The sequence below is a fragment of the Geobacillus sp. FJAT-46040 genome, from assembly GCF_002335725.1.
Lineage (GTDB): Bacteria > Bacillota > Bacilli > Bacillales > Anoxybacillaceae > Geobacillus > Geobacillus thermoleovorans.
The window spans coordinates 106470-130617 of the sequence record NZ_NISS01000001.1 but is presented as its reverse complement, the minus strand read 5'-3'; the positions used below and the strand labels follow the sequence as shown (position 1 = coordinate 130617).

The following is a 24148-nucleotide window of genomic DNA, read 5'->3' as shown; positions in this document are numbered from 1 at the left end:
ACGATGGCGATATTTCGCCGTTGCCCGCAGGACGCGGGCTGCCTTTAGGCGAAATTACGGCGCTTCCGCTTTTCTTCGTCCTTAGAAAGGAGGTGATCCAGCCGCACCTTCCGGTACGGCTACCTTGTTACGACTTCACCCCAATCACTTGCCCCACCTTCGGCGGCTGGCTCCCGTAAGGGTTACCTCACCGACTTCGGGTGTTGCAAGCTCTCGTGGTGTGACGGGCGGTGTGTACAAGGCCCGGGAACGTATTCACCGCGGCATGCTGATCCGCGATTACTAGCGATTCCGGCTTCATGCAGGCGAGTTGCAGCCTGCAATCCGAACTGAGAGCGGCTTTTTGGGATTCGCTCCCCCTCGCGGGTTCGCAGCCCTTTGTACCGCCCATTGTAGCACGTGTGTAGCCCAGGTCATAAGGGGCATGATGATTTGACGTCATCCCCACCTTCCTCCGACTTGTCGCCGGCAGTCCCTCTAGAGTGCCCACCTTCGTGCTGGCAACTAGAGGCGAGGGTTGCGCTCGTTGCGGGACTTAACCCAACATCTCACGACACGAGCTGACGACAACCATGCACCACCTGTCACCCTGTCCCCCCGAAGGGGGAACGCCCAATCTCTTGGGTTGTCAGGGGATGTCAAGACCTGGTAAGGTTCTTCGCGTTGCTTCGAATTAAACCACATGCTCCACCGCTTGTGCGGGCCCCCGTCAATTCCTTTGAGTTTCAGCCTTGCGGCCGTACTCCCCAGGCGGAGTGCTTATCGCGTTAGCTGCAGCACTAAAGGGTGTGACCCCTCTAACACTTAGCACTCATCGTTTACGGCGTGGACTACCAGGGTATCTAATCCTGTTTGCTCCCCACGCTTTCGCGCCTCAGCGTCAGTTGCAGGCCAGAGAGCCGCCTTCGCCACTGGTGTTCCTCCACATCTCTACGCATTTCACCGCTACACGTGGAATTCCGCTCTCCTCTCCTGCACTCAAGTCCCCTAGTTTCCAATGACCCTCCACGGTTGAGCCGTGGGCTTTCACATCAGACTTAAGGAACCGCCTGCGCGCGCTTTACGCCCAATAATTCCGGACAACGCTCGCCCCCTACGTATTACCGCGGCTGCTGGCACGTAGTTAGCCGGGGCTTCCTCGTGAGGTACCGTCACCGCGCCGCCCTCTTCGAACGGCGCTCCTTCGTCCCTCACAACAGAGCTTTACGACCCGAAGGCCTTCTTCGCTCACGCGGCGTCGCTCCGTCAGGCTTTCGCCCATTGCGGAAGATTCCCTACTGCTGCCTCCCGTAGGAGTCTGGGCCGTGTCTCAGTCCCAGTGTGGCCGGTCACCCTCTCAGGCCGGCTACGCATCGTCGCCTTGGTGAGCCGTTACCTCACCAACTAGCTAATGCGCCGCGGGCCCATCCGCAAGTGACAGCCCAAAGGCCGCCTTTCAACCGAAGACCATGCGGTCTTCGGTGTTATCCGGTATTAGCTCCGGTTTCCCGGAGTTATCCCGGTCTTGCGGGCAGGTTGCCCACGTGTTACTCACCCGTCCGCCGCTGACCAAACAAGAGCAAGCCCTCGTTCGGTCCGCTCGACTTGCATGTATTAGGCACGCCGCCAGCGTTCGTCCTGAGCCAGGATCAAACTCTCCAAAAGAAAGTTGATTGGCTTTTCAGATTGTCCAGCTTCGGCCCGCCGCCGCTCGGGGTCAAATAACCTTCGCCTTCGGGATTGTAAATCCCTGCAGGCGAAGAACATTTGCCCATCGCGGCGACCCGCGGGCCTCAGCTTTTCGTTGCGCTTCGTTTCGTTCAGTTTTCAAGGAACAAGCTTTCGACTGTTTTGTCTCTCTCAAACAGCTCTTTTATGTTAGCATAACATCTTTTTGGATGTCAACTGCTTTTTTGCTTCGCATCGCTGTCAAACAACCTCTTTGATCAGCGACGCTTTTTAATATACCACCTTAACTCGAAAAAAGCAATACCTTTTTTAAAAAAATTTTAGGACGCGCTGATCCATCCCCGTTCCCTCTTCTCCATCCCACAGGAAAGCGTTCTTTTCCTAAAAAAGGGGAATGAACACCGGCGCGAGTGCATACATTTCTTCTATGGCATCGCTATATAGATGCGATTGGACGCCTTCACATCGACGGCTTTTGCAGAGCGACTGGATGGACTGTCAGGCGACCGAACAACGCCGCTTCCAGCCCCACGCCTGGGTCTGTGAAGCAGGTAGTCGTTCCGTCTTCCGCCACGCCAAGGTGCGGCGAAGAAGACGGCTGTTTGCCTCGGGCGGTCGAAATAGGCAAGCGACTTTTTTCGTCAAGGACGTGGAGAACTTTTCCGTTTTGCATCTATATCGTTGTTGCGATCCTTTCATCAAGGAGGCTTCTTCACTTTGATTCGCGTGTTATCACCAATCAACTTTGACGTTTCTAGTTCGTTTTCGCTTCCGGCCAGCGAACAACGAATCTTAGATGCCCTTGTTTCCTCGCCTAAGTTGTATACGTATGCAAATAAACACCAGCTTCGATTTGAAATCGCCTTGCGCGACCGCATTGTTCGGGCGGCGGGCGAGTTGGCGAAAAGCCGGGCGCGGTTTGCCATTTTCCGTTTTTCGCGCTGCAACAGCGATTTTTGGACGCGGGACGAGCGCGGCGGCTTCCGTCTTCGCCCAGATGTCACGGCTTCCGAAGCGATTCAGGACATTTTTGTCCATAGCGAGCGATACGCGTTTGAATGCGCGACCGCGATCGTCATCGTGTTTTACAAGGCCGTGCTTGACGTAATCGATCCAGCGGCATTCAACCGGCTGTTTGCGGATTTGCTGCTGTATGACTGGCATACCGACCGGGATCTTGGCATTCAAACAAAAAAAGATGAACACTTTCTCCCCGGAGATTGCCTCTATTTTAAAAACCCGGAATTCGATCCGTTGACGCCGCAATGGCAAGGGGAAAATGCCATTTACTTAGGCGACGGCTTCTTTTACGGGCATGGCATCGGCATTCAAACAAAGGAGGGCATCATCGCCGCGCTCAATCGAAAACGAAAGCGGGGAGCCACGAAATCCGCTTACCTGCTTCCCGATATCACGCAAGTCGATTTCGCTTATTTGTCCCAATTCGCCCGCGGCTTCGATGAATTCCGCCTGCCGATCCGCCGCTCTTCCTTTATCTTTGGAACGCTAGGGTCCGCTGCGTTCTTGCACCGTTAGCGGGCCTTTTTCGTTTTTCTCCCACAAATACAGGGCGATTCCTGTTAAAATAAAAATACCGCCGATCCATTGAAACGGACGGATCGGTTCGCCAAACAGCCAGTAGGCCAAGGCGGAAGCGCCGATCGGTTCAAATAAAATCGCCATCGACACCGTCGAGGCGCTGACCCATTTGACCGCCCAGTTCATCACCGAATGGCCGAGCAGCGTTGGAATGACGGCGAGGGCGAGAAAACAAAGCCAATCCGTCAGCTGATACGCCGTCAGCGAAAGGCGAAACAGCATCGCGTACAGCCACAACACCGCCGCGCTGATGCTATAGACGATATAGGTATACGTCATCAATGACAACCGTTGTCGCACCTCTTGGCCGAACAGCCAATACGCCGTGACAAACGCGCACGCAAGCAGCGCCAACATGTCCCCATAGAGCGCTTCGCCGCTGACGCGAAAATCGCCCCAGCTGATCAAGACGCTTCCCGCAATCGCCAACACCGCGCTCCCGACCGCGCCGACGGTCAACCGTTCGCGGAAAAACAACGCGCCGCCTGCGAAGGCAAACAGCGGCTGCAGCGTCACAAGCACGACCGAACTGGCGACGGAAGTATAGTCGAGCGATTCAAACCAAAGAATAAAATGAAACGCAAGCAGCACGCCGGAACAAATCGAAAACCACCAGTCGCGTCGGGAAATACGCTTCAGTTCGCGGATATGGCGAAGAAAAAACGGCGTCATGATGACGACCGCGAAAAAAAGCCGGTAAAACGCGATAACGGCCGACGGCGCCTCCGACCATTTGACGAAAATGGCCGATGTTGACACGGCAAGTGCGCCGATGAATAGAGCGGCATAAGCCTTTGCTGTGCTTGGCGGCTTCATGTTTCTGCCAACTCACTTTCTACGAAAAGGAGTGTGCGCCCTGATCTACCACTTTCATGCGGAAGGGCGGACAAAAATGGTTCACGAACGTTTTCTTACATTATACCATGAACGAGGCGAGAAACGATGATGTTTGATCCGTTCCTCAAATTAGGGATTTCCGCCATCCTCGGGCTGATTATCGGATTGGAACGGGAATTGAAGCGAAAACCGGTCGGCTTGAAAACGTGCCTTGTCATTTCCATTTCCAGTTGCCTGCTTACGATCGTTTCGATCGAATCGGCGTACGTCTTTCCTCTTAAAGACCATATCACAATGGACCCGCTCCGCCTTGCCGCGCAAATCGTATCCGGGGTTGGGTTCCTGGGAGCGGGCGTCATTTTGCGCCGCGGCAACGACAGCATTACCGGGCTGACGACCGCCGCGATCATTTGGGGGGCGGCAGGGATTGGCGTGGCGGTTGGCGCGGGCTTTTATTGGGAATCGGCGTTCGGTGTGGCGCTGCTCATTATCAGCGTCGAACTCATTCCATTTTTAATCAACTTTTTCGGGCCGAAGCAGCTGCGCGAAAAAGAGGTGCTGTTGCAAATCACCGTGGCGGACGCCAAAAACATTACAAAGGTCATCGACTATTTAAAACAACAGGACATCAACATTAAAACGATGCGCATTAAAGACGTTGAAGAGAATGAACATTTGCTGAAACTAAGAGCCGTCATTGACCAAAAGCGCTCGACCGCCGAACTTTACTACGTCATCCGCTCCATTGACGATGTCGTGCACGTTGATATTGAAAGCGGGTGATCAAAAAAGGATTGCAATTGTCCGCATCCATATATATAATGGGACATGGACAGATCATCCATATCCTTTTTTGGGGCATTAGCTCAGTTGGGAGGGCGTCATTGTTAGAATGACTGCCCTCATTTACTAAAAATCGGTTCAAAGAGATTTTAAAAGTGATTTCTACCCGGTCTCTAAAAACAACAATTTTGTCAATTACTGTACTTAACATCATTTTCTTTTTTTCCACCGATGCCTTTTCAAATACTTCTCTCCATACAGGAATGTATCTCTGCAATTTCTCCATTTCAGACAGTTCTACCTTCTTGGATTCTAAATCTAATTTTGCTTTATTGATCGATTCTTCCAACTCCCTTAACTCATTTTCTTTCTGATTAATAAGGTCATTAACAACTTTTGCATCAAAGAGACTTTCCCCCATGATTATTTTGAGTGCTTCATCTCTTAATTTCACTAACGCAGAATTCACTTTGTCAAATTCGCTTTGGAGCTTTTTTAACGTTTTAACCTCTTTATCAGTATTGTGTTGCTTAAACTCTTGAATCTTACTATATAACTCACATTTCGCACCCTAACAAGGTCAAAACAAAGGATTTTTTATTTAGTTTTTCAGAATAACTTTTTGACCAACACAACGAGCGATGGCAATCCTTTTTTTACCATCGCTGGTCGTTCCGTATGACGTTACACGTAAATGCTCTCATCCAGCCCCAACCCCTGCAGAATCCTTCGTTGTTCAGGGGTGAGGGAGCGATCCAGTGAGCGTTGGATGCGTCCATCCGGCAGCTTGAACAGGACGACGTTCACATATTGAAACAGCTGAAAAATCGCCTGTCCCGTCGGCCGGGTCAGCTTGCGGCCTCCAGGAGCCTTCAACGGGTGTTCTGGAGTAATAAACTGACGCACTCGGCGCTGAAAAACGCGGTAAATCGCCAAGGCCAACAGAAACAAATAGCCTAATACTGCGACCCGTTCTGGTTTTTTGACGTAAATCTCATCCGTGAAAAACGGATCTTTCAAAAAAGCGAAGTTCATTTCCACCGAGATCTGCCCTTTATACAGCTTCAAGATCTCTTGGGCATCCATGGGTTGGCCCTTCCATTCCTTCGGAACGGTCGTGACGAGGACAAACCGGGACGCTTTCCGTCTCGCCTGTTCCCACGCGTCTTGGTCGAATTCGACGTCAAGGTGCAAGAAATACAGCGTCTCCACCTCGGGTTCCGCCCCTTTTTTCGGCCGTCCGCGCCGTTTTTTCAGGCGTACGATCTCTTCGACCGCGGCCTCAACCCGATGAAACCGGGGGCGAAGGGACGCCTTGAGGGACGCCAAGGCTTGTTCGGCATCTTCCCGGCAGGAGAAGGGGTGACGCTCCCAACGGGCTTGTTCCTCGCGAAGAAGCTCCGCTTCTTTGGTTCGTTCTTTTTCAAGCGTCTTTCCTTTTCGCTGGTCGAGCGCGCTCGATTCAACAACGATCAGCCGAACGGGGTGGCCTTCATACGTCGAGGCCGTTTCCCATACCCGGTACGTGGCGCCGTTTCTCTCCGCCAACGTAAAGGGATCGCTCCACGTCGTGTCCTCAGCATCCGCTTCGGCCAGCGCGGTTTTCACGATCCGGAGCGACGAAGGGCCTCTGGTGATCAAAAAGGCGTTGGCCGCTTTGGTTTGCGCCAGGGTCTCTTTCGTCATCGCGGCGGAATCGGCCACGTAAATCCATTCGTCTTCGATTTTGGCCTGCTTCAGCTGTTCATGGACACGAGACAGCACCTCGGGATTCCATGTTTTGTCCGGCAGGTTGCCGTCGTGCACATCGCCGTAAAACGGGATGCCGTCCTCGTTGCCGACCAGTCCGAAACCGATCTGTTTTTGCCAACGATGATGGCGGTTGTAGCCATGTGTGATCTGCAAAGCCTCTAATGAGGCCGATTCATACGCGCCGTAAACCGTCTTGTCCGTCGTATCGGCGTGAAAGGCTCGGAGGGAAAGGCCTTCTTTGCGATAAATGTGAATCAAGCAAGTGCTGATCACCTTGTGAATATCCGCCTCATACAGGCGGTCGAGATGACGAGCCAAGGCATCGTCGTTCAACCAGGAAGGATGGAGACCGGGACGGATGAGTTTCTCTAGATCGATCTCCTGAGCCCATCGTTCCACGTGAACGAGGGCTTGCCGGCCGTCAAACATATTGTAGATGATGGCCTGAACGGCATCGCTGACTCGAGTCTGGCACTGTGGATCAACGGGAACGAGATGGTCAATCAATTGGGGCAGGCCCAGTTTCTTGAATAGGGCACTTATTATATTCAAATAATGATTGCGATAGACCTTTTTGACTTGAACGTTCATAAGAGAAAAACTCCTTTACGTTCCTTGTGTGTCAAGGATTCATTCGACATCGGAACGAAAAAATCCTCCCGATTTTCGTCGAGAGGGTGCGAAATGTGAGATATAAGTTGAAACTTTGTTTTACATCCAGTAGAACGCCCGCTGCATTCTATCAAAATGACTTGTTATGAAGGAAAACAGAATCGAACAATCGGAAAATCTTTATTGCAACTTATATACTTCGTGTAAAAAAAATATAATTTTTCTCCATAAATTTTGCACATTTATTTTTTATGATGATGTTACTATGACTTACATCACAAGTTTATGGAGGGAAAGCGATGAAGAAATTATTGTTAGGAACTGTTTTGGCAGGAGTTGTTGCGATTGGTGCAGCTTGCTCAAATAATTCTTCGATGCAAGGACACGACATGTCCAACATGAATATGAAGGAAGAAAACACCGCACAGGACTCCAGTAAGAAACTGCCTTTGGCAACAAACACAGAAGTTTTATCCGGTAAAGAGATTAATCTTACTGCTAAGGAAGCATTATTACAAATAAATGATAAAGTCAAACTTCCGGTCTACACGTATAATGGATCGGTACCCGGTGCGCAAATCCGCGTAAAGCAAGGGGATAATGTGAAAATTGTTTTAAAAAATGAATTGCCAGAACCGATCACGATTCACTGGCACGGCTACCCTGTTCCAAATAACCAAGATGGAGTACCGGGTGTCACGATGGACGCCATTAAACCGGGTGAAACGTTTACGTATGAATTTACAGCAACCGTGCCGGGAACGTATTTTTATCATTCCCATCAAAAAAGCGCCGAGCAAGTGGACAAGGGATTATACGGTACATTAATCGTAGAACCGAAAAATGAAGAAAAAGTAGATCGAGATTATACACTTGTGTTAGATGAATGGATGAGCAATCCGGATGAAGGAAATATGGATATGAGTGGAATGGATCATAGTAATATGAATAATGGAAATAGCTCTGATAATCAACAAATGGATATGAGCAGCATGGGCCATGATATGAATATGTATGATATTTTCACGATTAACGGGAAAAGCGGTTCCGCTGTCCAACCGTTAAAAGTGAAAAAAGGCGAAAAGGTGCGCCTTCGCCTTGTAAACGCAGGATACATGGTCCACAAACTTCACCTGCATGGTCATGAGTTTAAAATTGTCGCAACTGACGGGCAGCCGTTAAAAGATCCGCAACCAATCAAAGATGAACTTTTAAGTATTGCTCCGGGTGAACGTTATGATATTGAATTTATCGCGAATAACCCGGGTGAATGGTTATTAGAATGTCATGGTGATATGGAAGGTACCGATGGAATGAAAGTGAAAATTCAATACGAAGGACAAGCAAACAATACGGACAAAGCGAACGCAAAAGAAAATCTCCCTGTTGTGGATATAACAACATACGGAAAATATGAAGTAGGTCAATTTACACTAGACCAAAAATATGATGTAGAGTACACAATGGATTTAGGAACAGCCATGGGCAAAGATGGCATGATCTACACGATTAATGGGAAAACGTATCCTGACACAGCGCCTATTAATGTGAAGACAGGAGATTTAGTAAAAGTCAGAATTGTGAACAATTCACCAAAAGATGTACATCCGATGCATTTACACGGACATTTCTTCCAAGTATTAAGCAAAAACGGCAAGCCGGTCACAGGCTCTCCATTGATAAAGGATTCCTTAAATGTAAACCCTGGTGAAGAATATGTCGTCGCGTTTAAAGCGGATAATCCGGGAAATTGGATGTTCCATTGCCATGACTTGCACCATGCTTCAGCCGGAATGGTCACACAAGTAAAATATACCGATTACAAATCGGACTATACCCCAGATCCGAATGACACAACGAATAAAGGTGAATAACAGCTTATCGTAGTAAATAAAAGAGGCTGAGTTCAAAAGGTTAACACCCTTTTGAGACAGCCTCTTATTTTTTTGCTTTTATTTCCAGTTTATTTTTTTTTAGTTAGAAAAAAATAATAATGAATTTAAATCATTGGAGGGATTATATATGACGACAGTTATTAGTTCATCAGTTCAACAATTTCAAACGTGTATTGATGCTTGCAACCAATGTATGCAAGCTTGTGAAGAATGTCTGACTTCATGTTTAAAAGCAGCTGACGTACAGGCTAGAACACATTGTATCAACATTTTAAGGGATTGTGCAGATATTTGTGCCATGGCGGCTCAATGGATGTCTCGCGGAAGCATGTATGCGAAGGAGTTTTGCCAACTTTGCGCGACAATTTGCGATGCTTGTGCCGCTGAATGTGCAAAATTCCAAGATACACACTGTCAGGAATGTGCCAATTTATGCCGTCAGTGTGCTGAAGAATGCCGTAAAATGTCATCATAATACTATTTGAGGGTGTCTAAAACATGTATTGCTTTTCATCAGCTAACTAAATAATACCTCAAGCCCCGACCTTCAAAAAGGTGGGGGCTATTTGACGTTTACATTCATCTTCGATTTTGGCCTGTTGAAACTGTTCTCGTACACGGGGTAAGTACCGAAGAGCTCCACGTCTTATCCGACAGGTTGCTGTCGTGTACATCGCCATGAAACGGATTGCCATCCTCGTTGCTCATCAAATTTGATGCAAAGTCATCATGGATTCAGGAATTATTGATGATGCTGAGAATGATCTATAGACCTCTCTTGTCTTGGCGCTTGTTCCGGGATTTGTTTGATTTCCGTGACTGTTTGAAATAGCGCTGTTACGACAATAACAATAGATATTATAGAAGAAACGAGATAGATCCATGCGATGGAACGATGATGGTTCCATTTGCTAATTGCTGACCAAGTCATCCAAATGGAAATAATTAAAGACACTGCCATTAAAGAGATTTTTACGGAAGGGGACATTGAAAACAGTCCCGACCCCAGTGTTGTCAGTCCAAGTGCGATCAATAATGTATGCACCCAATGATGAGAAGAAGCAATAATAGCAAATAAAATAGAGCCAATTGCTTTAAAAATACTTTTCTTTTCACCTGAAGGTGTATCAACAGATAGGTTCGCTAGCCTTTTCTCATTTTCCATAATTAACTCCCCCTCGAATGATTTTTCACCTTGACATATTACCGCGGGACTTAATTTTCCTTTTATTCTATCGTAGAAAAAATAAATGGAGATTTTATCGAGAAAATGTGATTGATTTATAAAATTTCTACCTGGAAATTTTTAAGCAATAAAATAGGAATTATCGAGGGTTTTGTGTAAAATTGGACTGCCGGCTATTCTCCAGTATTTCTTTCCGGTGTTATCCCACTCATACGCTTTGTATTTTGTATTCTCGAACGCCTAATTCAATCAGCTTCTAACCCTTCTTTTAGGTTTCTTCTATTGTTTCCATTCAGAATTTGCTTGGGGTATCTGCTAGCGCGAAGTAGCCGCACAACCCTGTGAGATATTGATTTAGTCTTTTAATCCTTACCTCCATCGGAATAAGACTTTGACCGAGAGTGATCTCTGCTGACTTCTGATTGTTCAGCTATCCATCACTGGATAGGCTTGAATTTGTCGTTCCAACCAGACCTCTCCTGGTAAGATTGTAATCTTTCCTTCCATCCATCTGCTTCATTTACTCGATATCACTTTCGACAGAAAGCGTTTTGTTTTGTATCGCAAACTCACCTAACCATGCCTAGCCTCTTATGAAGTTCGTGTTTCTCAGATCGGAAGTTTGCCGCTCGTTTCCTTCGGATTCCGCGTCACCACGGACACCCTTGCGTTAAACTAACTGCTAATTTTGCCTTCGCAGTTCAGGACTTTCACCCTATAGACTATCCCTATGCAGGGCGCACTCAAAAACGCCATTCAGGGGTTCTGAATGGCGTTTTTACAATGCAATTGGATATTCGCTTAGCAATATCCTCCAAACTCCGAAGGGGATTTTTGCATTACTTCACATTATATCCTTGCTCTTCAATCGCTTCTTTCAGTTTTTCTACGCTGACCTTTGTTTCATCATACTCCACATCGACAGTTCCTTCTTGCAAATGCACTTCTACACGGCTGACGCCATCCAACGCTTGAAGGGCATTGGTCACCGCCGCTTTGCAATGTCCGCATGTCATTCCTTGTACTTGTAATGTAATCGTCATCATCCATTCCTCCTTAAATGTTTATATTTTCACGCGTTTCAAACGAAGCGCGTTTGTCACAACCGATACAGAGCTAAATGCCATCGCTGCCCCAGCGATCCAAGGTTCCAACAGCCCGAGAGCGGCTACAGGAATGCCAACTGTATTATAGAACAAAGCCCAGAACAGATTTTGCCGAATGTTTTTCATCGTTTGGCGGCTTAACTCAATCGCTTTCGGAATATGGGCTAAATCCCCACCGACCAAGGTAACATCGGCCGTTTCGATCGCGACATCCGCTCCTGTGCCAATCGCCATCCCAATATCCGCTTTCGCAAGAGCTGGAGCGTCATTAATTCCATCACCGACCATCGCGACTCGTTTCCCTTGTTTTTGCAATTCCTCGACGATTTTCGCTTTGTCTTCCGGCAGCACCTCTGCATAGACATGATCAATGTGCACTTGGTTTGCGATCGCTTCCGCTGTCCGTTTATTGTCTCCCGTTACCATGTACACTTCGATACCCATTTGTTTTAATGTTTGAATCGCTTCTTTGGAGCTTTCTTTTACTGTATCCGCGACAGCAATGATGCCGGCAAGCTGTCCATCGATGGCAACGAGCATGACTGTTTTCCCTTGTTTTTCAAGCTCTACCATTTTATCTTCATGCACAGAAATCGCTACAGAGCGTTCCTTCATCAATTTTCGCGTCCCAATAAGGATGCTTTTTCCGTCAATGACCGCTTCAATTCCGTGGCCGGTAATGGCGGAGAAATACTCCAATGGCTTCATCGAAATCGCTTGTTTCTTCCCGTATTCAACAATCGCATGAGCCAACGGATGTTCCGAAGCACTCTCGGCTGAAACGGCATAGTCAAGCATGTTTTCTTGGAATTGTAACACATCTGTCACTTCCGGTTTTCCTTTTGTCACTGTTCCTGTTTTATCCAGTAATACGGCATTGATTTTATGCGTTCCCTCTAGGTACTCACCTCCTTTAAAGAGAATTCCTTGTTCTGCCCCTTTGCCGGTGCCGACCATAATCGATGTCGGCGTGGCAAGACCGAGCGCACAAGGACACGCAATGACAAGAACGGCGATGGCCACTTCAAGCGCTTTTGCCAAATCACCCGGCGCAACGAAGAAGTACCAGATTAGAAAGGAAACAACCGCAATTCCGACAACAATCGGTACGAAAATGCCGGAAATGGTATCCGCCATCCGCTGAATCGGGGCTTTCGACCCTTGCGCCTCTTCAACGATTTTAATGATATTGGCCAGCGCGGTATCTTTTCCGACTTTTTCGGCACGAATGGTCAGTACGCCATTCGTATTCATCGTCGCCCCGATCACATAGTCGCCTTCCTTCTTATCAACTGGAATCGATTCACCAGTAATCATCGATTCATCTACGGAAGATGCCCCGGCGATGACCGTACCGTCTACCGGAATTTTTTCTCCTGGCTTGACAACGATCGTATCGCCGATCACCACTTCCTCGAGCGGAACCTTTCTTTCCTCCCCATTACGGATAACAGTCGCTTCCTTTGCCTGAAGGCTCAACAGCTTAGAGATCGCTTCGGTTGTTCTCCCTTTCGCAAGATCCTCAAAGTATTTTCCGACAAGCACAAGCGTAATCAAGACGGCACTCGTTTCAAAATATAATCTTGGCATATAGTCAGGATTCCCAAGCGTCCGAAAAGCTTCATACAAGCTGTAAAAGTACGCGGCTGATGTTCCAAGCGCCACGAGGACGTCCATGTTAGCGCTCTTGTTTCGCAACGCCCGGTACGCCCCGACATAGAAGGGACCGCCGATGTAGAACTGAACGGGTGTAGCTAAAAGAAGCTGGAACCACGGATTCATCAGCAGATGCGGCATCGGCAAGCCTATATCAAACGGCATATGGGCAAGCATCGTATAAAGCAGCGGCAACGATAAGATGATAGAAATAGCGAGTTGCCGTTGCTTCTGTTTCAGCCGCTCTTCTTTCCGGCCAGCATCGTCTTGTTCTTCGTTTCGAATCTGCCCCTTGTACCCAAGCTTTTTGATTTTTTCTAAAATGTCTTCGACAGATGTAACGCCTTCCTTGTATTCGACAACAGCACTGTTTGTCGCCAAGTTGACAGCAGCGCTTGTCACACCTTCCATCCGATTTAACCCTTTTTCAATCCGTGTCGCACAGGCCGCACATGTCATTCCTTCAATATCAAGCGTCACTTTTTCCGTCGCAACGCCATACCCCAAATTCTCAATTTTCGTTTCGATATCGGCGATCGTGTGCTTCGATGGATCATATTGAATCGTTGCTTTTTCCATTGCCAAATTGACATTGGCTTCTACTCCATCCATCTTATTTAATACTTTCTCAATCCGATTGGCACACGCGGCACATGTCATGCCGGTCACTCTAAGTGTGACATGCTTTTGTTCACTCATAATGCTTCCCACTCCTTTCACTTTGAGAACTGTTTAATGACATCCATTAATTCGCGAATGGATTCTTCTCCGCTTCCTTCGCGAATCGCTTTCGACACACAATGGCCAACATGACGTTCTAGCAAGTTCAATCCTACTTTATTTAACGCTGCCGTGATCGCTGAAATTTGCACTAAAATATCAATACAATAACGATTGTCCTCCACCATTTTTTGCACACCGCGCACTTGTCCTTCAATGCGCTTCAAGCGCTTGATAATGCTTTCGATTTCCTGTTCCGTTCGTGGAACCATTTTTTTATCCATATTATGATCTTCATAATGGTTCATAAAACATCACCTCTTCAATTACATTATACCGGTAATGGGTATAAAGCGCAACTAGGATATCTCACAAATCATGTTCGCCAACAATCCATAATAAACACTAAGTAGGAAAAATCCAATTTTCCACAAAAAATTCACAATTTTATTTTACAGTATCGTTATCAAGATTGAAGAGAGAGGATCGATCAATATGAACGATATCAATGTATTTCTAGCTTTCGGAGCGGGATTACTGTCTTTTATATCCCCTTGTTGTTTACCGCTATATCCAGCTTTTTTATCTTACATTACTGGGGTATCCGTTGATGAAATAAAGAAAGAAAATGGGATGCTTCAAAAACGCGCAATACTCCATACATTCTTTTTCTTGCTCGGTTTTTCCGTCATCTTCATCGCTATTGGTTTTGGTACTTCTGTAATAGGAAAACTATTCGTTGATTACCAAGATTTAATCAGACAAATTAGTGCCTTGTTCATTATCTTTTTTGGTCTCGTCATTTTAGGTGTATTTTCACCTTCCTTTATGATGAAAGATAAACGGTTAGTTTTCCGCAACAAGCCTTCCGGTTATTTTGGCTCTATTTTAATTGGCATAGGATTCGCAGCGGGCTGGACTCCCTGCACAGGTCCAATTCTTGTATCAGTGATCGCGTTAGCAGCTACCAAACCGAGTGCAGCTATGTTATATATGTTCGCATATGTATTAGGGTTTGCTGTACCTTTTTTCATCATGTCATTTTTTATCAGCAAGTTGAATTGGATAAAAAGATATAACGCTGTCATCGTCAAAGTCGGAGGGGTTCTTATGATTATCATGGGAATTATGCTGTTTTTTGATTGGATGACAAAGATCATTACCTTTTTTACAGGTTTGTTTGGTGGGTTCACAGGTTTTTAATATACTCCCGAAATCCCCCTTGAGTGAATAGCAACAATTCTTGTTACTGTCCACTCAGGAGGGATCATTATTTAGTTTTTATTGAATATTCGAGATCATGCGATCCATCGTTTCATAAGACATAGGACCTATATACTTATCTCTAATAACCCCGTTTTTATCGATGATATACGAAGTGGGGATCGTTATTGCACCGTATAGATTTCCAATTTCCCCTTGCTCATCAAGCACAACTTTAAATGTCACTCCCTTATTTTTCACAAAATCGTTCACCGCATCAGGACCTCTTTCGCTATTCGTTAAGTTGACTGCTAAAATTTCTACATTGTTATTTTTATTGTTTTCGTAGAACTTTTGCATTTCTGGCATTTCAGCTCTACAAGGCGGACACCAAGTAGCCCAAAAATTCAATATCACCGTTTTTCCACGCAAATCAGACAATTTTATTTTATCCCCTGTAATTGAAAGTAATTCAAAATCCGGGGCAACTTCTCCTTTATTCGTGCCGATTTTTCCCGAATCCAATGAAGTAGACACGACCGGCTTTGGTTTGATCTTTCCTTCTTCCTGTTGATTGTTAAAAATAGAAGCTACAGCAATACTTACCATCATCACACCTAAAGCGAGTTGGGTCATTGCGTTTCTCCGCCCCTTGTTCTCGTCCCCAAGAGCCGCTTCTCTTTCTCGCCTCTCTAACCAATATGAAATACATATAAAAACGATAACGAGAGAGCCATACAACCATACTTCTTTTGATATGATTCCTGTATTTACAAAATATTTTTTATACAGGGCTAGTTCGAATTGAATGAGATGGAACCATATAAGAAGTTGCAATAAAGTTTTTTGAATTTTGACTCGTGATGCTACTATAAAAAAACAAATCGCTACTATTGCTTGCAAAATGATGAAATAATTTTGGGAATTTTCCATTACTCGAATCCATGCAAAAGTACTAAAATAGCCAAAATATACCGGAACTACTGCTCGTGTGTAAGAAGCCACAGGAATATTCTGCTTTTTTACGTATAACCAAGTATAGACCGTGATAAAAACAATCCCCATACTAATGCCAACATATCCCCCGTTAAAATAAAGGATTGTCATCGGATTTTGTAAAACTGAATTCGGATGTAAAAAGACATAACTAAATTTCCAAATGAGTACACCGTTAATAAAACTGTTAAAAATTAAATCCATGATGTTTCGTTCTATTTTTAATATCTTAATGCCGTAATAAAACATAACATAGCTAATCAGTAAGCTGCTTACGAGCAAAAGATTTTCGCCTTGAACTACAATATTGCCGAATTGCAATACGCATCCCTCCAAAATTTTATGTAGTTGGCTTATTATAAATAAAAAATATGAATTTATTATGGAGATAAAAAGAAGTTGTTGACAATGCAATCAACAACTTCCTTCATCTATATGAAATGAAAAAAGGGGGGAGCAATGGTAAATCGCATCTCCTGTATACAATATAACGACTACAATTTTTTGGATAGCTGTTCAAATTCATCTAAAGAGATCTCTCCTTTGGCTAATCGTACTTTCAATATTTCTATCGGAGAGAGTTCTTCTTTACGACCATTGATAAAACGATATAAGAGATAATAACCAACGGCGATTAATACAACCCAAAATAACATGATCCCAACCATCATAAAAGAACCTCCAAACATTCCCATTGAGTTTCCCTCCTTTTCCTAACTTTAAAACCAATAAGTGATCGTGTCTAATATACCAAGTAAAACCATCACGATTCCGGCTGTTTTCTGAACAATCCCCCCTACTTGTCTTCCTTTTTTCATTACAGTGCCGCTAAATCCTAAGTACCAAAGGATAAAGATAAAGAAAATAACAGGTACAGAAGTTCCAACGGCAAAGATGCTCGGTAACAGTACCCCATAAGACGTTGAATAGACGAGAGGCATGAGAGTGACAAAAAATAGCACAAACATCGTTGGACAAAAAGCTAATGAAAAGCCAAATCCCATGAAAAACGAACCGATTTTTCCTTTTCGCCATCTCTCAGGCACTTTGAACAAGGTAACGTTCCAATACATTTTAAAAAGCCCTAACAAATATAAGCCTACAAGAATGAGAATGGGACCAACGAGCTTTCTTAACCACGGAAAATACAATGTTAGCGTACTTTGAATCTCTTTCCCCATCAGCCAAACGATGAAACCTAAACCGGAAAAAGCAATAATTTTACCAAAAATAAATAGGAACAACTCTTTCCACGCAATTCCTTTTTGCAAGGACTGATTACTGTATAAAGTGATCGCTCCTAAATTACTAGTGATTTGACACGGAGCCATCGCTCCCACGATGCCAAGAAGAAAGGCTGACAAAATAGGAATCTCTGTCATGCTATTTGCCATATTAAGAAACGGTTGACTTAGAAAGTTACTGATTTGACTCAAGAACGAATACACCCTTCTTCTCACCTTCTTCTCTATCTGATGTCTATATTGTAGCAATGAATTTTGCAGAAATTGTGGAGTGGTATATTTTAAGCAAAAAGACATGCCTCCGCATGTCTTTTATTAAAAATTTATTTTCCCTTTCGATGCTATCCTTGTCCAGCTTTCACCGTTATTTTTTGTCATGAAAATATCCCCGTTCATGGTGGCGATCACAATTTCCTTCTCATTTTTCGGATTAGAGGCCATATACATGATATGGTCTTTTTCATCGAGCGTAGGAACAGAAAGAACTTCCTCTTGTTTTGTGTCTAATGATTGTTTGATTAGGATAGGTTTATCGTTCTCTACAGCTGCAAATACAATGGATTTTTCTTGGAACGCAAACGTCGTCGTATTGATTTTTCGAGTGAACCGTTCAAACGTATTCCCATTATCTCTTGAAACAAAAATTCCTTCCGATGTACTAATTCCGACCATATTTTCGTCCGTTGGATGGGCAGCAATCGTTCCCGCTGCAGTTTGCGGCAGGCCGTTCAATTGACTTGGCGACCACGTTTTGCCGTCGTCTTTACTGTAAAATACCCCTTGTCCGAGCGTTTTATTTTCTTCTTGGTTCACAACATAAATGGTATGGCTTTTATAGCCAACTGTCATATAATGAAAATCAGATTCTTTATAAAATCCTAAATTCATCAATGTTTGTCCATTATCAAAACTTTTCACAAGACCAAGTGGATTTCCTAAAGATGAACCTTCTTCCGGATGCCCTGATGAATAAAAGCCGTCGTCTGTAGCCGAAAAGCCCATATAATCATGCTTATTAGAAATCGTTTCATACCACTTATTATTTTGGTAAACAAGTAAACCTTCATGTGTAGCAAAGTAAATCGCATTTTGGTTGCCTGCATAACCGATTCCATGTAAATGCTCGATCTTTCCTTCTTTTTTTTCTTGAAAGAAAGGATTATTGGTAACAGATACATTCGATTTTGCTTGTTCTTTGCTTGTAATAAAGGCCTGCTCTTTTTCGTTGGATGATGAACAAGCGCTTAGAAGAAGAATGGATGATGTAATGATGATTGCTTTCGTCATTTTTGTCATGGTCGACTCTCCTTTGTATAATGTAGATTTCGCACATTTTATAACAGATATTTGCAGAATGTATGGAATTGCAAACCCCTTTTTCATTCGTTTAAGCCTTTTTTCGAGTGATTTTCTTCCAAGTAAATATAAATAAAAAAACAGATAGAAGTGTCGATATCACTTTCCCTTGCCATGTCCAATTCATCACTTGATAAACCGAATATGCCTCTAACAAAAGTGCTGGCAGCTTTCCAAGCGAGCTGGCAATGATAAAGATCAGTAAGGAGGTGTGTCCGATCGCTGCCACAAACGTCACAAGTCCCGACGGAACAAAAGGAAGAAGACGCAAAGACAAAATAAGCGAAAAGGCTTCTACCCCTTCTGCCTCAAGCAAACGTTTCACTTTCGGATAGGAAAACCATTTCGTTTCCGAAAGTTTGTGAAATCCTTTTCGATATAAAACGAAAGAAACAATCGCCCCAACAGCTTCCCCTACAAACGATAAAAAGGTGCCTTTCCAAAAACCGAATACCGCCAAGTTAGCTGCAGTGAGAAATACGCTCGGTACAACGCCTAAAATACTGATCACAATATTGATCGCAATACTAATGAGATAAGCAACGCTTTCATATGTATGAAACAATGTAATGAGCTTCTCTTCCATTTCTTTTTACCTTATCCCCCCCATTTATATCCTACACCCCAAACGGTTTGCAGAAATTGATCGATCGGAAAACCGGCTTGGCGGAGCTTCTCGCGAATATTTTTGACATGCGAATCGATTGTCCGTTCTTCTGTATTGGCGTTATACCCCCATAATGTCACGATGAGTTGCTCTCGGCTAAATACCCTGTTTGGATTTTTGAGAAAAAGTCCTAAAATGGCAAACTCTTTTGGCGTGAGAAAAATATCGTGCCCAGCATATTGGACTTTATGCTGCGCTTCATCCCAAACTAAGCCATGAAACTCCAGTTTCGTTTGTTTTCCGACCGAACGGCGCAATACCGCTTCGATCCGAGCGAGCAGCTCAGATTCGTCAAATGGTTTTGTAATATAATCATCTGCTCCGATTTTCAACCCTTGGACAACGTCTGTCGTTTCCCCTCTTGCGGTGACCATAATAATCGGAACGTCCGAAAACTCTCGTATTTGTTTGCACGTTTCCCATCCGTCCATCTCTGGCATCATCACATCAAGCAAAACGAGGTCCGCTTTATTGTTTTCCAAATAGCGGATCGCCGCTACTCCCGACTCGCATGTCACACAACGGTACCCTTTCGGTGCAAGATACAGCTCTAATAAATCCAACATTCGTTTTTCGTCATCAACTAGTAATATCGTGTACATGTTCATCTCCCTTCGGTAACGTAATGATCATCGTCGTCCCTTTTCTACATTGGCTCGTTGCGTAAATCGAACCGCCGTGCGCTTCGACAATTTCTTTCACAATCGCCAAGCCTAATCCCGTCCCTCCGCCTGTTCTCGATCTTGATTTATCCACCCTGTAAAATCGTTCAAAAATATGCGGCAAATCTGCTTCAGGAATTCCTATTCCTTCGTCGGAAATCATGATCATCACGTTCTTTTTCTCCATTCTTACATCAATGGAAACGGTAGAACCTTGATGAGAATATTTTAACGCATTGTCCAAAAGATTCATCATCACTTGCTCAAAACGCTGTCGATCAATATGGACAGTAATGTCTTCATCACAGCGGTAGACAAGCGACATATTTTTCGCCTGAAACGCGGGATACATTTTCACGTATACTTTTTTTAAAAAAAGGCACAGTGGAGTTGGCTCTTTCTCGATTTGAAACGAATGTTGATCCATTTTCGCGAGCTCAAACAAGTCTTTCACTAACTTTTGCATATGCTCTGCTTCTTCATAAATAATGGACAAATATTTCGCTCTTTCTTCCTCCTCGATAGTTGGCCTTCTTGCAATGTCCGCATATCCTTTGACATACGTGAGCGGAGTACGAAGTTCATGAGAAATACTAGCGAGAAATTCGTTTCTTTCTTTTTTTAAGTATTCTAAATCCTTTGCCAATGTTTGAATCGCTTTTCCTAACTGTGCCAACTCATCTTCTCCTTTTACTTGCAGGCGGACAGAAAAGTCCCCCTTGCTCAGTTTTTCGGTCGCTTGTTTCATCCGAATGAGCGGAATCGTAATGACTCTTGATAAAAAAGCAATCGTCATAATGGTCAAAAAGACGGAAAGAATGCCCACGACTAGAAAATGATGTTTTAGCCTATCAATCATGTTTTGAATGGAAGCCGTATGCTGAAACATGTACACATACCCTTTGATCTTGCCGTCAATCCGAATCGGGCTTACTGTCGAAATATACGACTCTCTTTGCCAATTTTTTTGCACAATCATTCCGCCATAGGGAATGTTTTTATTTGATTTTTTTATTACCCTTTTAGCAAATGGTAAAATATGATCTGAAAAATATAGTATCTTCCCCTTGTCATTGGTAATAACGACGTCGGTCTCCGCTTCCGACTCCATCATGGTGACATGTTCTAACGTAGAAGGGTGATAGCTTTTTTCCAATACATCACGGTGATTGTTCCCTCTCGCTAACAGCTGCTCAAATTCTTCATTAATTCTAGCGTTAACGAGTGTCACATATAACGACGCAAATAAAACCGTTTCGATTCCTAACACAAAGACAAAAAATAATAGCCCTAACTTAAACGAAATTTTTCGCACTTTTGTCCCTTCCTTATAAGAGCTCATTATTGCTTTTATGTAGAGCGCTTTTTATTTTACAACATAAATTTGCAGAATCGATGGATTTTACAGTGAAAAATACACACGAATATTGCCTTGCAAATATCATACAACAATAGGCGGACGAAAAAAAGCACCGTAGTTTTAAGCCTACAGTGCTTAAATATATTTGATTAAACCTTGCTACATCATATGATTGTTCATATGTCCTTGTTTCATCATTTGTTGATTCGTTTTGCTATTATTCATCATATGTTCCATCATTTGATCCATATTTTTAGTATTTCGACACTGTTCATACATTTTTTGTAATTGTTCCTCTGATAAATTTGGATGCATTTGTTTCATCATTGGCAACATTTCTTTCCAATCATTATTATCATTTTTATTTGCTGCAAAAACAGCTGTAGCTAATACAAAAGCTGAAACAAGGACGAACAAACCTGAAATAAATTTTTTCATTTTTTCAACACCTCCATCCTTTTCTGGTTTTAGAATAAAGGAAAAGTATGGAGAAAGTGTTCATAAAAATTTACAAATTTTTGTCGCGAATTATCATTAGTAATTAGATATTTTCAAAAATCGATTAGAATTTCTAATGGCCTAATGGCTCTGTCATCATAATCATACTTTGTTGCTTACATGTTTCTTAAACAACATGAATCATTACAAATTAGCTTGTAGAAGTTGTATGTGATGATATGCGAATAATTCAAGAACCTTTGATGTTAGTTGAATGCCATATGTTTGCATCATCATATTAACACCACAAGTTTCAAAAATAAAAAAACAGCTTGCTCGGCTTGCAAGCTGTTTTGCGTATATAGATTTACGTGCTTCTAATGCCCTGCATGTCCTTCTCCGGTTGCCGGAACAATTTCGAGCTTTTCGTCAATAATTCCTTGCGTTTGATAAGGGATGGAACGGAATGTGCCAGATAAAAATGCATGGTTATACGGTCCCTCTGTTGGCTCAACAGTAAAAGTTGGTTTTAAACGAGCTAAAAATTCATATACATCCGTCGTTAATGCTCCATTCTCTAGCCATATTAAAGGTGCGTGCTTTCCTAGATGAGAAAATGGCGCAGCTGCAATCGCTAATTCAGGGGTTTTCGTTGAAATAAATGATACGCCATGCCCCGGATTATTTAGCCCCCAGCCAAATTTTGTTTTTTCATCTTTATAAGTAGCAAAAGAAACGGATTGTTGCACCGGTGTATCGCCTGCGATTCGGACAACAGTGCCAAATGATTTTAGTTCGTTTTCCACTTCTTTAGAGATTACTGATTCGGGACCTAAAAGGTATATATTTGCTTTTCCTTTTCTTTGCTGTAACGCCTCTTTCGTTGGTTGCGGAATGTCATTTGCCGTAACATACAACAACGGTTCTTCCATGTGGGCAATCCAATTGGCAGCTATAAGAGTGTACAATTTTGCCTTATCTTCCAAAGAACCAATAATCACACTTTGTGGAGTCTTGCCGGCAATGTCGCTGTAAAATTGGTCAATTTCTTTCGCAAACGCAGCCGGATCTGTTTCACTAATTTGTTTCATCTTAAAATTCTTTAATTTATCTAGTTCACTTTTCCTAAGATTTCCCATCACCATAATTTGCGTACCGTCAGCTGTGCCTAAAGGCTGAAGGCGGTTTATTTCCTTTAAGACGGCATCCGGTATTTTTTGATCTTTTGTAAATAAAACAGGGCCGTTGCTCGGATGATGAATTAAGTCTACACTTGCCAATGCGATTTGCCAACTTTCAACGGGCACTAAAATAATTCCGCCGGGCTGGTTTTCTTTATGAGTGGCAGGCCAAACCGTTTGTGAAACCATGACGGATAACTCAATAGGATCATCCGTGTTGATACGAGTAACGTTTTTCGTCGCTGTTACGATCATGTTTTGGCTTGCTAAACGGTTGAATGAGTTTGGCGGCTTCGCGAACTCCATTTCATTTGTTTTGTTATCTTTGTCTTTATCATTGGAGGACATATCCATATCTTCATGATTCATATTTGCATGATCCATTTCTTTCGAATCATGATCCATCTGATTATGGTCATTGTTTTGATTGTTACATCCGGTAATGATAAAGATAGGTAGCACAGCTACTAGGACTCCCCTAAGTAATTTACTGATCATATGTAATCCTCCTTGAAAGAATCTTTTCTTTATTGTATTTATCCCCATTTGTTATTACTTTTACACGAGTGTTGATTATCCAAAATTATACATACGCCTTCCATAAATTTGGGCATACTCAAACAAAGCAGCGGCCATCCCGGATTTCCAATCGAGAGGAAGCTGCCCAGAGAAAAAACGGCGAACAAACGAAATGAAGGAAAGAGAGACGTTCGTCCGTTTTTTGGTTTGATCATACAGCCATCGCAGCAACACATACGCAATGAACGCCCCAAACAGCTGATTGTATACCGCATTTTCCGTCGTGCCAAACAAGGTTGGGACATTCAGATATTGCTTTACCCAGCGGAAAAAGACTTCAACGGTCCAACGTTGTTGGTACATGTCGGCAATGGTTTCCGCAGACGCATGGAAGAGATTCGTCACGACCCGAATGTCGCGGCCATTTGCATCTCGAAAGATCACTACCCGGTGACGCTTGGTCGATCGGCATTGTTTCGTCCCCAACTGGCACGTGAAGTCGGCTTGAACCGATGAAGATGTGCTGGAAAGGCGTTTCAAGCTTTTTTTCTGATGAAGTTCGATGTTGTCCTTCATTCGAATGACAAAGAGCTGATGCTGCTCCACAAATCGATCGAGGCGTTCGATTTTGACATACGCCCGGTCTTCCACCAGCACTTGTTGAGCGTTCGTCAACTGTTCTCCCACTGGGCCATCATGACGCAGTCC

22 protein-coding genes, 1 rRNA gene and 1 pseudogene are annotated in these 24148 nt (G+C 43.9%); 5 read left to right on the top strand and 19 right to left on the bottom strand.

The annotated features are described in order from the left end of the window. Positions 1–85 precede the first annotated feature (85 nt). Positions 86–1644 (bottom strand): 16S ribosomal RNA (locus tag CD000_RS00730). 741 nt (positions 1645–2385) lie between these two features. Here CD000_RS00730 and CD000_RS00720 point away from each other — a divergent pair. Continuing rightward, a complete protein-coding gene (locus CD000_RS00720) occupies positions 2386–3204 on the top strand; it encodes a protein-glutamine gamma-glutamyltransferase (protein WP_011232385.1) in 819 nt (272 codons plus the stop codon). Here CD000_RS00720 and CD000_RS00715 read toward each other — a convergent pair. Further along, on the bottom strand, positions 3175–4083 hold the full coding sequence (locus tag CD000_RS00715; protein WP_096224670.1) for a DMT family transporter: 909 nt from the start codon (positions 4081–4083) through the stop codon (positions 3175–3177). The two genes, CD000_RS00720 and CD000_RS00715, sit on opposite strands and share 30 nt — an antisense overlap. A 126-nt stretch (positions 4084–4209) precedes the next feature. Here CD000_RS00715 and CD000_RS00710 point away from each other — a divergent pair, with 126 nt between their 5' ends. After that, a complete protein-coding gene (locus CD000_RS00710) occupies positions 4210–4887 on the top strand; it encodes an MgtC/SapB family protein (protein WP_096224669.1) in 678 nt (225 codons plus the stop codon). On the opposite strand, the gene CD000_RS00705 is transcribed toward CD000_RS00710, so the two are convergent. Then, complete coding sequence (locus CD000_RS00705) at positions 4838–5356, bottom strand: hypothetical protein (RefSeq protein ID WP_143425215.1); 519 nt, start codon at positions 5354–5356, stop codon at positions 4838–4840. The genes CD000_RS00710 and CD000_RS00705 overlap by 50 nt on opposite strands. Before the next feature lie 215 nt (positions 5357–5571). Then, positions 5572–7230, bottom strand: coding sequence for an IS1634 family transposase (locus CD000_RS00700; RefSeq protein ID WP_096224667.1), 1659 nt, complete (start codon positions 7228–7230; stop codon positions 5572–5574). 320 nt (positions 7231–7550) lie between these two features. Here CD000_RS00700 and CD000_RS00695 point away from each other — a divergent pair, with 320 nt between their 5' ends. Both CD000_RS00695 and CD000_RS00690 read left to right on the top strand, forming a co-directional pair. Next, positions 7551–9125, top strand: a complete 1575-nt coding sequence (locus CD000_RS00695) for a multicopper oxidase family protein (protein WP_096224666.1) — start codon at positions 7551–7553, stop codon at positions 9123–9125. A gap of 148 nt (positions 9126–9273) precedes the next feature. Next, the gene (locus CD000_RS00690) at positions 9274–9621 is read left to right on the top strand and encodes a four-helix bundle copper-binding protein (RefSeq protein ID WP_077428960.1); all 348 of its coding nucleotides are present in this window, start codon (positions 9274–9276) and stop codon (positions 9619–9621) included. Between the two features lie 267 nt (positions 9622–9888). Here CD000_RS00690 and CD000_RS00685 read toward each other — a convergent pair whose 3' ends face one another. The 5 genes and pseudogenes from CD000_RS00685 to CD000_RS00665 form a co-directional block, all read right to left on the bottom strand. After that, positions 9889–10311, bottom strand: a complete 423-nt coding sequence (locus CD000_RS00685; protein WP_096224665.1) for a hypothetical protein — start codon at positions 10309–10311, stop codon at positions 9889–9891. 141 nt (positions 10312–10452) lie between these two features. Continuing rightward, positions 10453–10753: pseudogene (locus CD000_RS18960) on the bottom strand (group II intron maturase-specific domain-containing protein); the annotation flags it as partial. Between the two features lie 418 nt (positions 10754–11171). Further along, positions 11172–11375 (bottom strand): copper chaperone CopZ, encoded by a 204-nt coding sequence (gene copZ, locus CD000_RS00675; RefSeq protein WP_015863916.1) that lies wholly within the window; start codon positions 11373–11375, stop codon positions 11172–11174. Between the two features lie 21 nt (positions 11376–11396). Then, positions 11397–13793 (bottom strand): heavy metal translocating P-type ATPase, encoded by a 2397-nt coding sequence (locus tag CD000_RS00670; protein ID WP_096224664.1) that lies wholly within the window; start codon positions 13791–13793, stop codon positions 11397–11399. A gap of 17 nt (positions 13794–13810) precedes the next feature. Further along, on the bottom strand, positions 13811–14122 hold the full coding sequence (locus tag CD000_RS00665) for a metal-sensing transcriptional repressor (RefSeq protein ID WP_096224663.1): 312 nt from the start codon (positions 14120–14122) through the stop codon (positions 13811–13813). Between the two features lie 187 nt (positions 14123–14309). On the opposite strand from CD000_RS00665, the gene CD000_RS00660 reads away from it, so the two are divergent. Next, entirely contained in the window at positions 14310–15017 is a 708-nt protein-coding gene (locus CD000_RS00660; protein ID WP_096224662.1) for a cytochrome c biogenesis protein CcdA, read from the top strand. A gap of 78 nt (positions 15018–15095) precedes the next feature. Here the strand turns inward: CD000_RS00660 and CD000_RS00655 are convergent, their stop codons facing one another. The 10 genes from CD000_RS00655 to CD000_RS00610 form a co-directional block, all read right to left on the bottom strand. Next, the gene (locus CD000_RS00655; RefSeq protein WP_369806539.1) at positions 15096–16334 is read right to left on the bottom strand and encodes a redoxin domain-containing protein; all 1239 of its coding nucleotides are present in this window, start codon (positions 16332–16334) and stop codon (positions 15096–15098) included. 173 nt (positions 16335–16507) lie between these two features. Next, the gene (locus tag CD000_RS00650) at positions 16508–16708 is read right to left on the bottom strand and encodes an SHOCT domain-containing protein (RefSeq protein ID WP_096224661.1); all 201 of its coding nucleotides are present in this window, start codon (positions 16706–16708) and stop codon (positions 16508–16510) included. Between the two features lie 24 nt (positions 16709–16732). Beyond that, on the bottom strand, positions 16733–17461 hold the full coding sequence (locus CD000_RS00645; RefSeq protein ID WP_096224660.1) for an urease accessory protein UreH domain-containing protein: 729 nt from the start codon (positions 17459–17461) through the stop codon (positions 16733–16735). A 111-nt stretch (positions 17462–17572) separates the two neighbouring features. After that, on the bottom strand, positions 17573–18553 hold the full coding sequence (locus tag CD000_RS00640) for a F510_1955 family glycosylhydrolase (RefSeq protein WP_096224659.1): 981 nt from the start codon (positions 18551–18553) through the stop codon (positions 17573–17575). A 91-nt stretch (positions 18554–18644) separates the two neighbouring features. Then, the gene (locus CD000_RS00635) at positions 18645–19199 is read right to left on the bottom strand and encodes a TVP38/TMEM64 family protein (RefSeq protein WP_047817977.1); all 555 of its coding nucleotides are present in this window, start codon (positions 19197–19199) and stop codon (positions 18645–18647) included. An 11-nt stretch (positions 19200–19210) separates the two neighbouring features. After that, a complete protein-coding gene (locus CD000_RS00630; RefSeq protein WP_096224658.1) occupies positions 19211–19882 on the bottom strand; it encodes a response regulator transcription factor in 672 nt (223 codons plus the stop codon). Beyond that, complete coding sequence (locus tag CD000_RS00625; RefSeq protein ID WP_096224657.1) at positions 19860–21257, bottom strand: sensor histidine kinase; 1398 nt, start codon at positions 21255–21257, stop codon at positions 19860–19862. Before CD000_RS00625 ends, CD000_RS00630 begins: the two co-directional genes overlap by 23 nt. A 204-nt stretch (positions 21258–21461) precedes the next feature. Next, the gene (locus tag CD000_RS00620; RefSeq protein ID WP_096224656.1) at positions 21462–21740 is read right to left on the bottom strand and encodes a hypothetical protein; all 279 of its coding nucleotides are present in this window, start codon (positions 21738–21740) and stop codon (positions 21462–21464) included. Positions 21741–22117: 377 nt separating this feature from the next. Next, positions 22118–23416 carry a cell wall-binding repeat-containing protein gene (locus CD000_RS00615; RefSeq protein ID WP_369806590.1) on the bottom strand — a complete coding sequence of 433 codons (1299 nt, stop codon included), beginning with the start codon at positions 23414–23416 and terminating at the stop codon, positions 22118–22120. Between the two features lie 78 nt (positions 23417–23494). Next, on the bottom strand, positions 23495–24148 hold a 654-nt coding region (locus CD000_RS00610; RefSeq protein ID WP_143425269.1), incomplete at its 5' end, for an IS4 family transposase.

What these genes read in the sequence shown, in the direction of transcription:
- CD000_RS00700 (WP_096224667.1), bottom strand. Translation starts at nt 7,230, where the DNA reads ATGAACGTTCAAGTCAAAAAGGTCTATCGCAATCATTATTTGAATATA.
- CD000_RS00660 (WP_096224662.1), top strand. Translation starts at nt 14,310, where the DNA reads ATGAACGATATCAATGTATTTCTAGCTTTCGGAGCGGGATTACTGTCT.
- CD000_RS00715 (WP_096224670.1), bottom strand. Translation starts at nt 4,083, where the DNA reads ATGAAGCCGCCAAGCACAGCAAAGGCTTATGCCGCTCTATTCATCGGC.
- CD000_RS00670 (WP_096224664.1), bottom strand. Translation starts at nt 13,793, where the DNA reads ATGAGTGAACAAAAGCATGTCACACTTAGAGTGACCGGCATGACATGT.
- CD000_RS00690 (WP_077428960.1), top strand. Translation starts at nt 9,274, where the DNA reads ATGACGACAGTTATTAGTTCATCAGTTCAACAATTTCAAACGTGTATT.
- CD000_RS00685 (WP_096224665.1), bottom strand. Translation starts at nt 10,311, where the DNA reads ATGGAAAATGAGAAAAGGCTAGCGAACCTATCTGTTGATACACCTTCA.
- copZ (WP_015863916.1), bottom strand. Translation starts at nt 11,375, where the DNA reads ATGACGATTACATTACAAGTACAAGGAATGACATGCGGACATTGCAAA.
- CD000_RS00635 (WP_047817977.1), bottom strand. Translation starts at nt 19,199, where the DNA reads ATGGAAGAGAAGCTCATTACATTGTTTCATACATATGAAAGCGTTGCT.
- CD000_RS00710 (WP_096224669.1), top strand. Translation starts at nt 4,210, where the DNA reads ATGATGTTTGATCCGTTCCTCAAATTAGGGATTTCCGCCATCCTCGGG.
- CD000_RS00650 (WP_096224661.1), bottom strand. Translation starts at nt 16,708, where the DNA reads ATGGGAATGTTTGGAGGTTCTTTTATGATGGTTGGGATCATGTTATTT.
- CD000_RS00665 (WP_096224663.1), bottom strand. Translation starts at nt 14,122, where the DNA reads ATGAACCATTATGAAGATCATAATATGGATAAAAAAATGGTTCCACGA.
- CD000_RS00695 (WP_096224666.1), top strand. Translation starts at nt 7,551, where the DNA reads ATGAAGAAATTATTGTTAGGAACTGTTTTGGCAGGAGTTGTTGCGATT.
- CD000_RS00620 (WP_096224656.1), bottom strand. Translation starts at nt 21,740, where the DNA reads ATGAAAAAATTTATTTCAGGTTTGTTCGTCCTTGTTTCAGCTTTTGTA.
- CD000_RS00630 (WP_096224658.1), bottom strand. Translation starts at nt 19,882, where the DNA reads ATGTACACGATATTACTAGTTGATGACGAAAAACGAATGTTGGATTTA.
- CD000_RS00640 (WP_096224659.1), bottom strand. Translation starts at nt 18,553, where the DNA reads ATGACAAAAATGACGAAAGCAATCATCATTACATCATCCATTCTTCTT.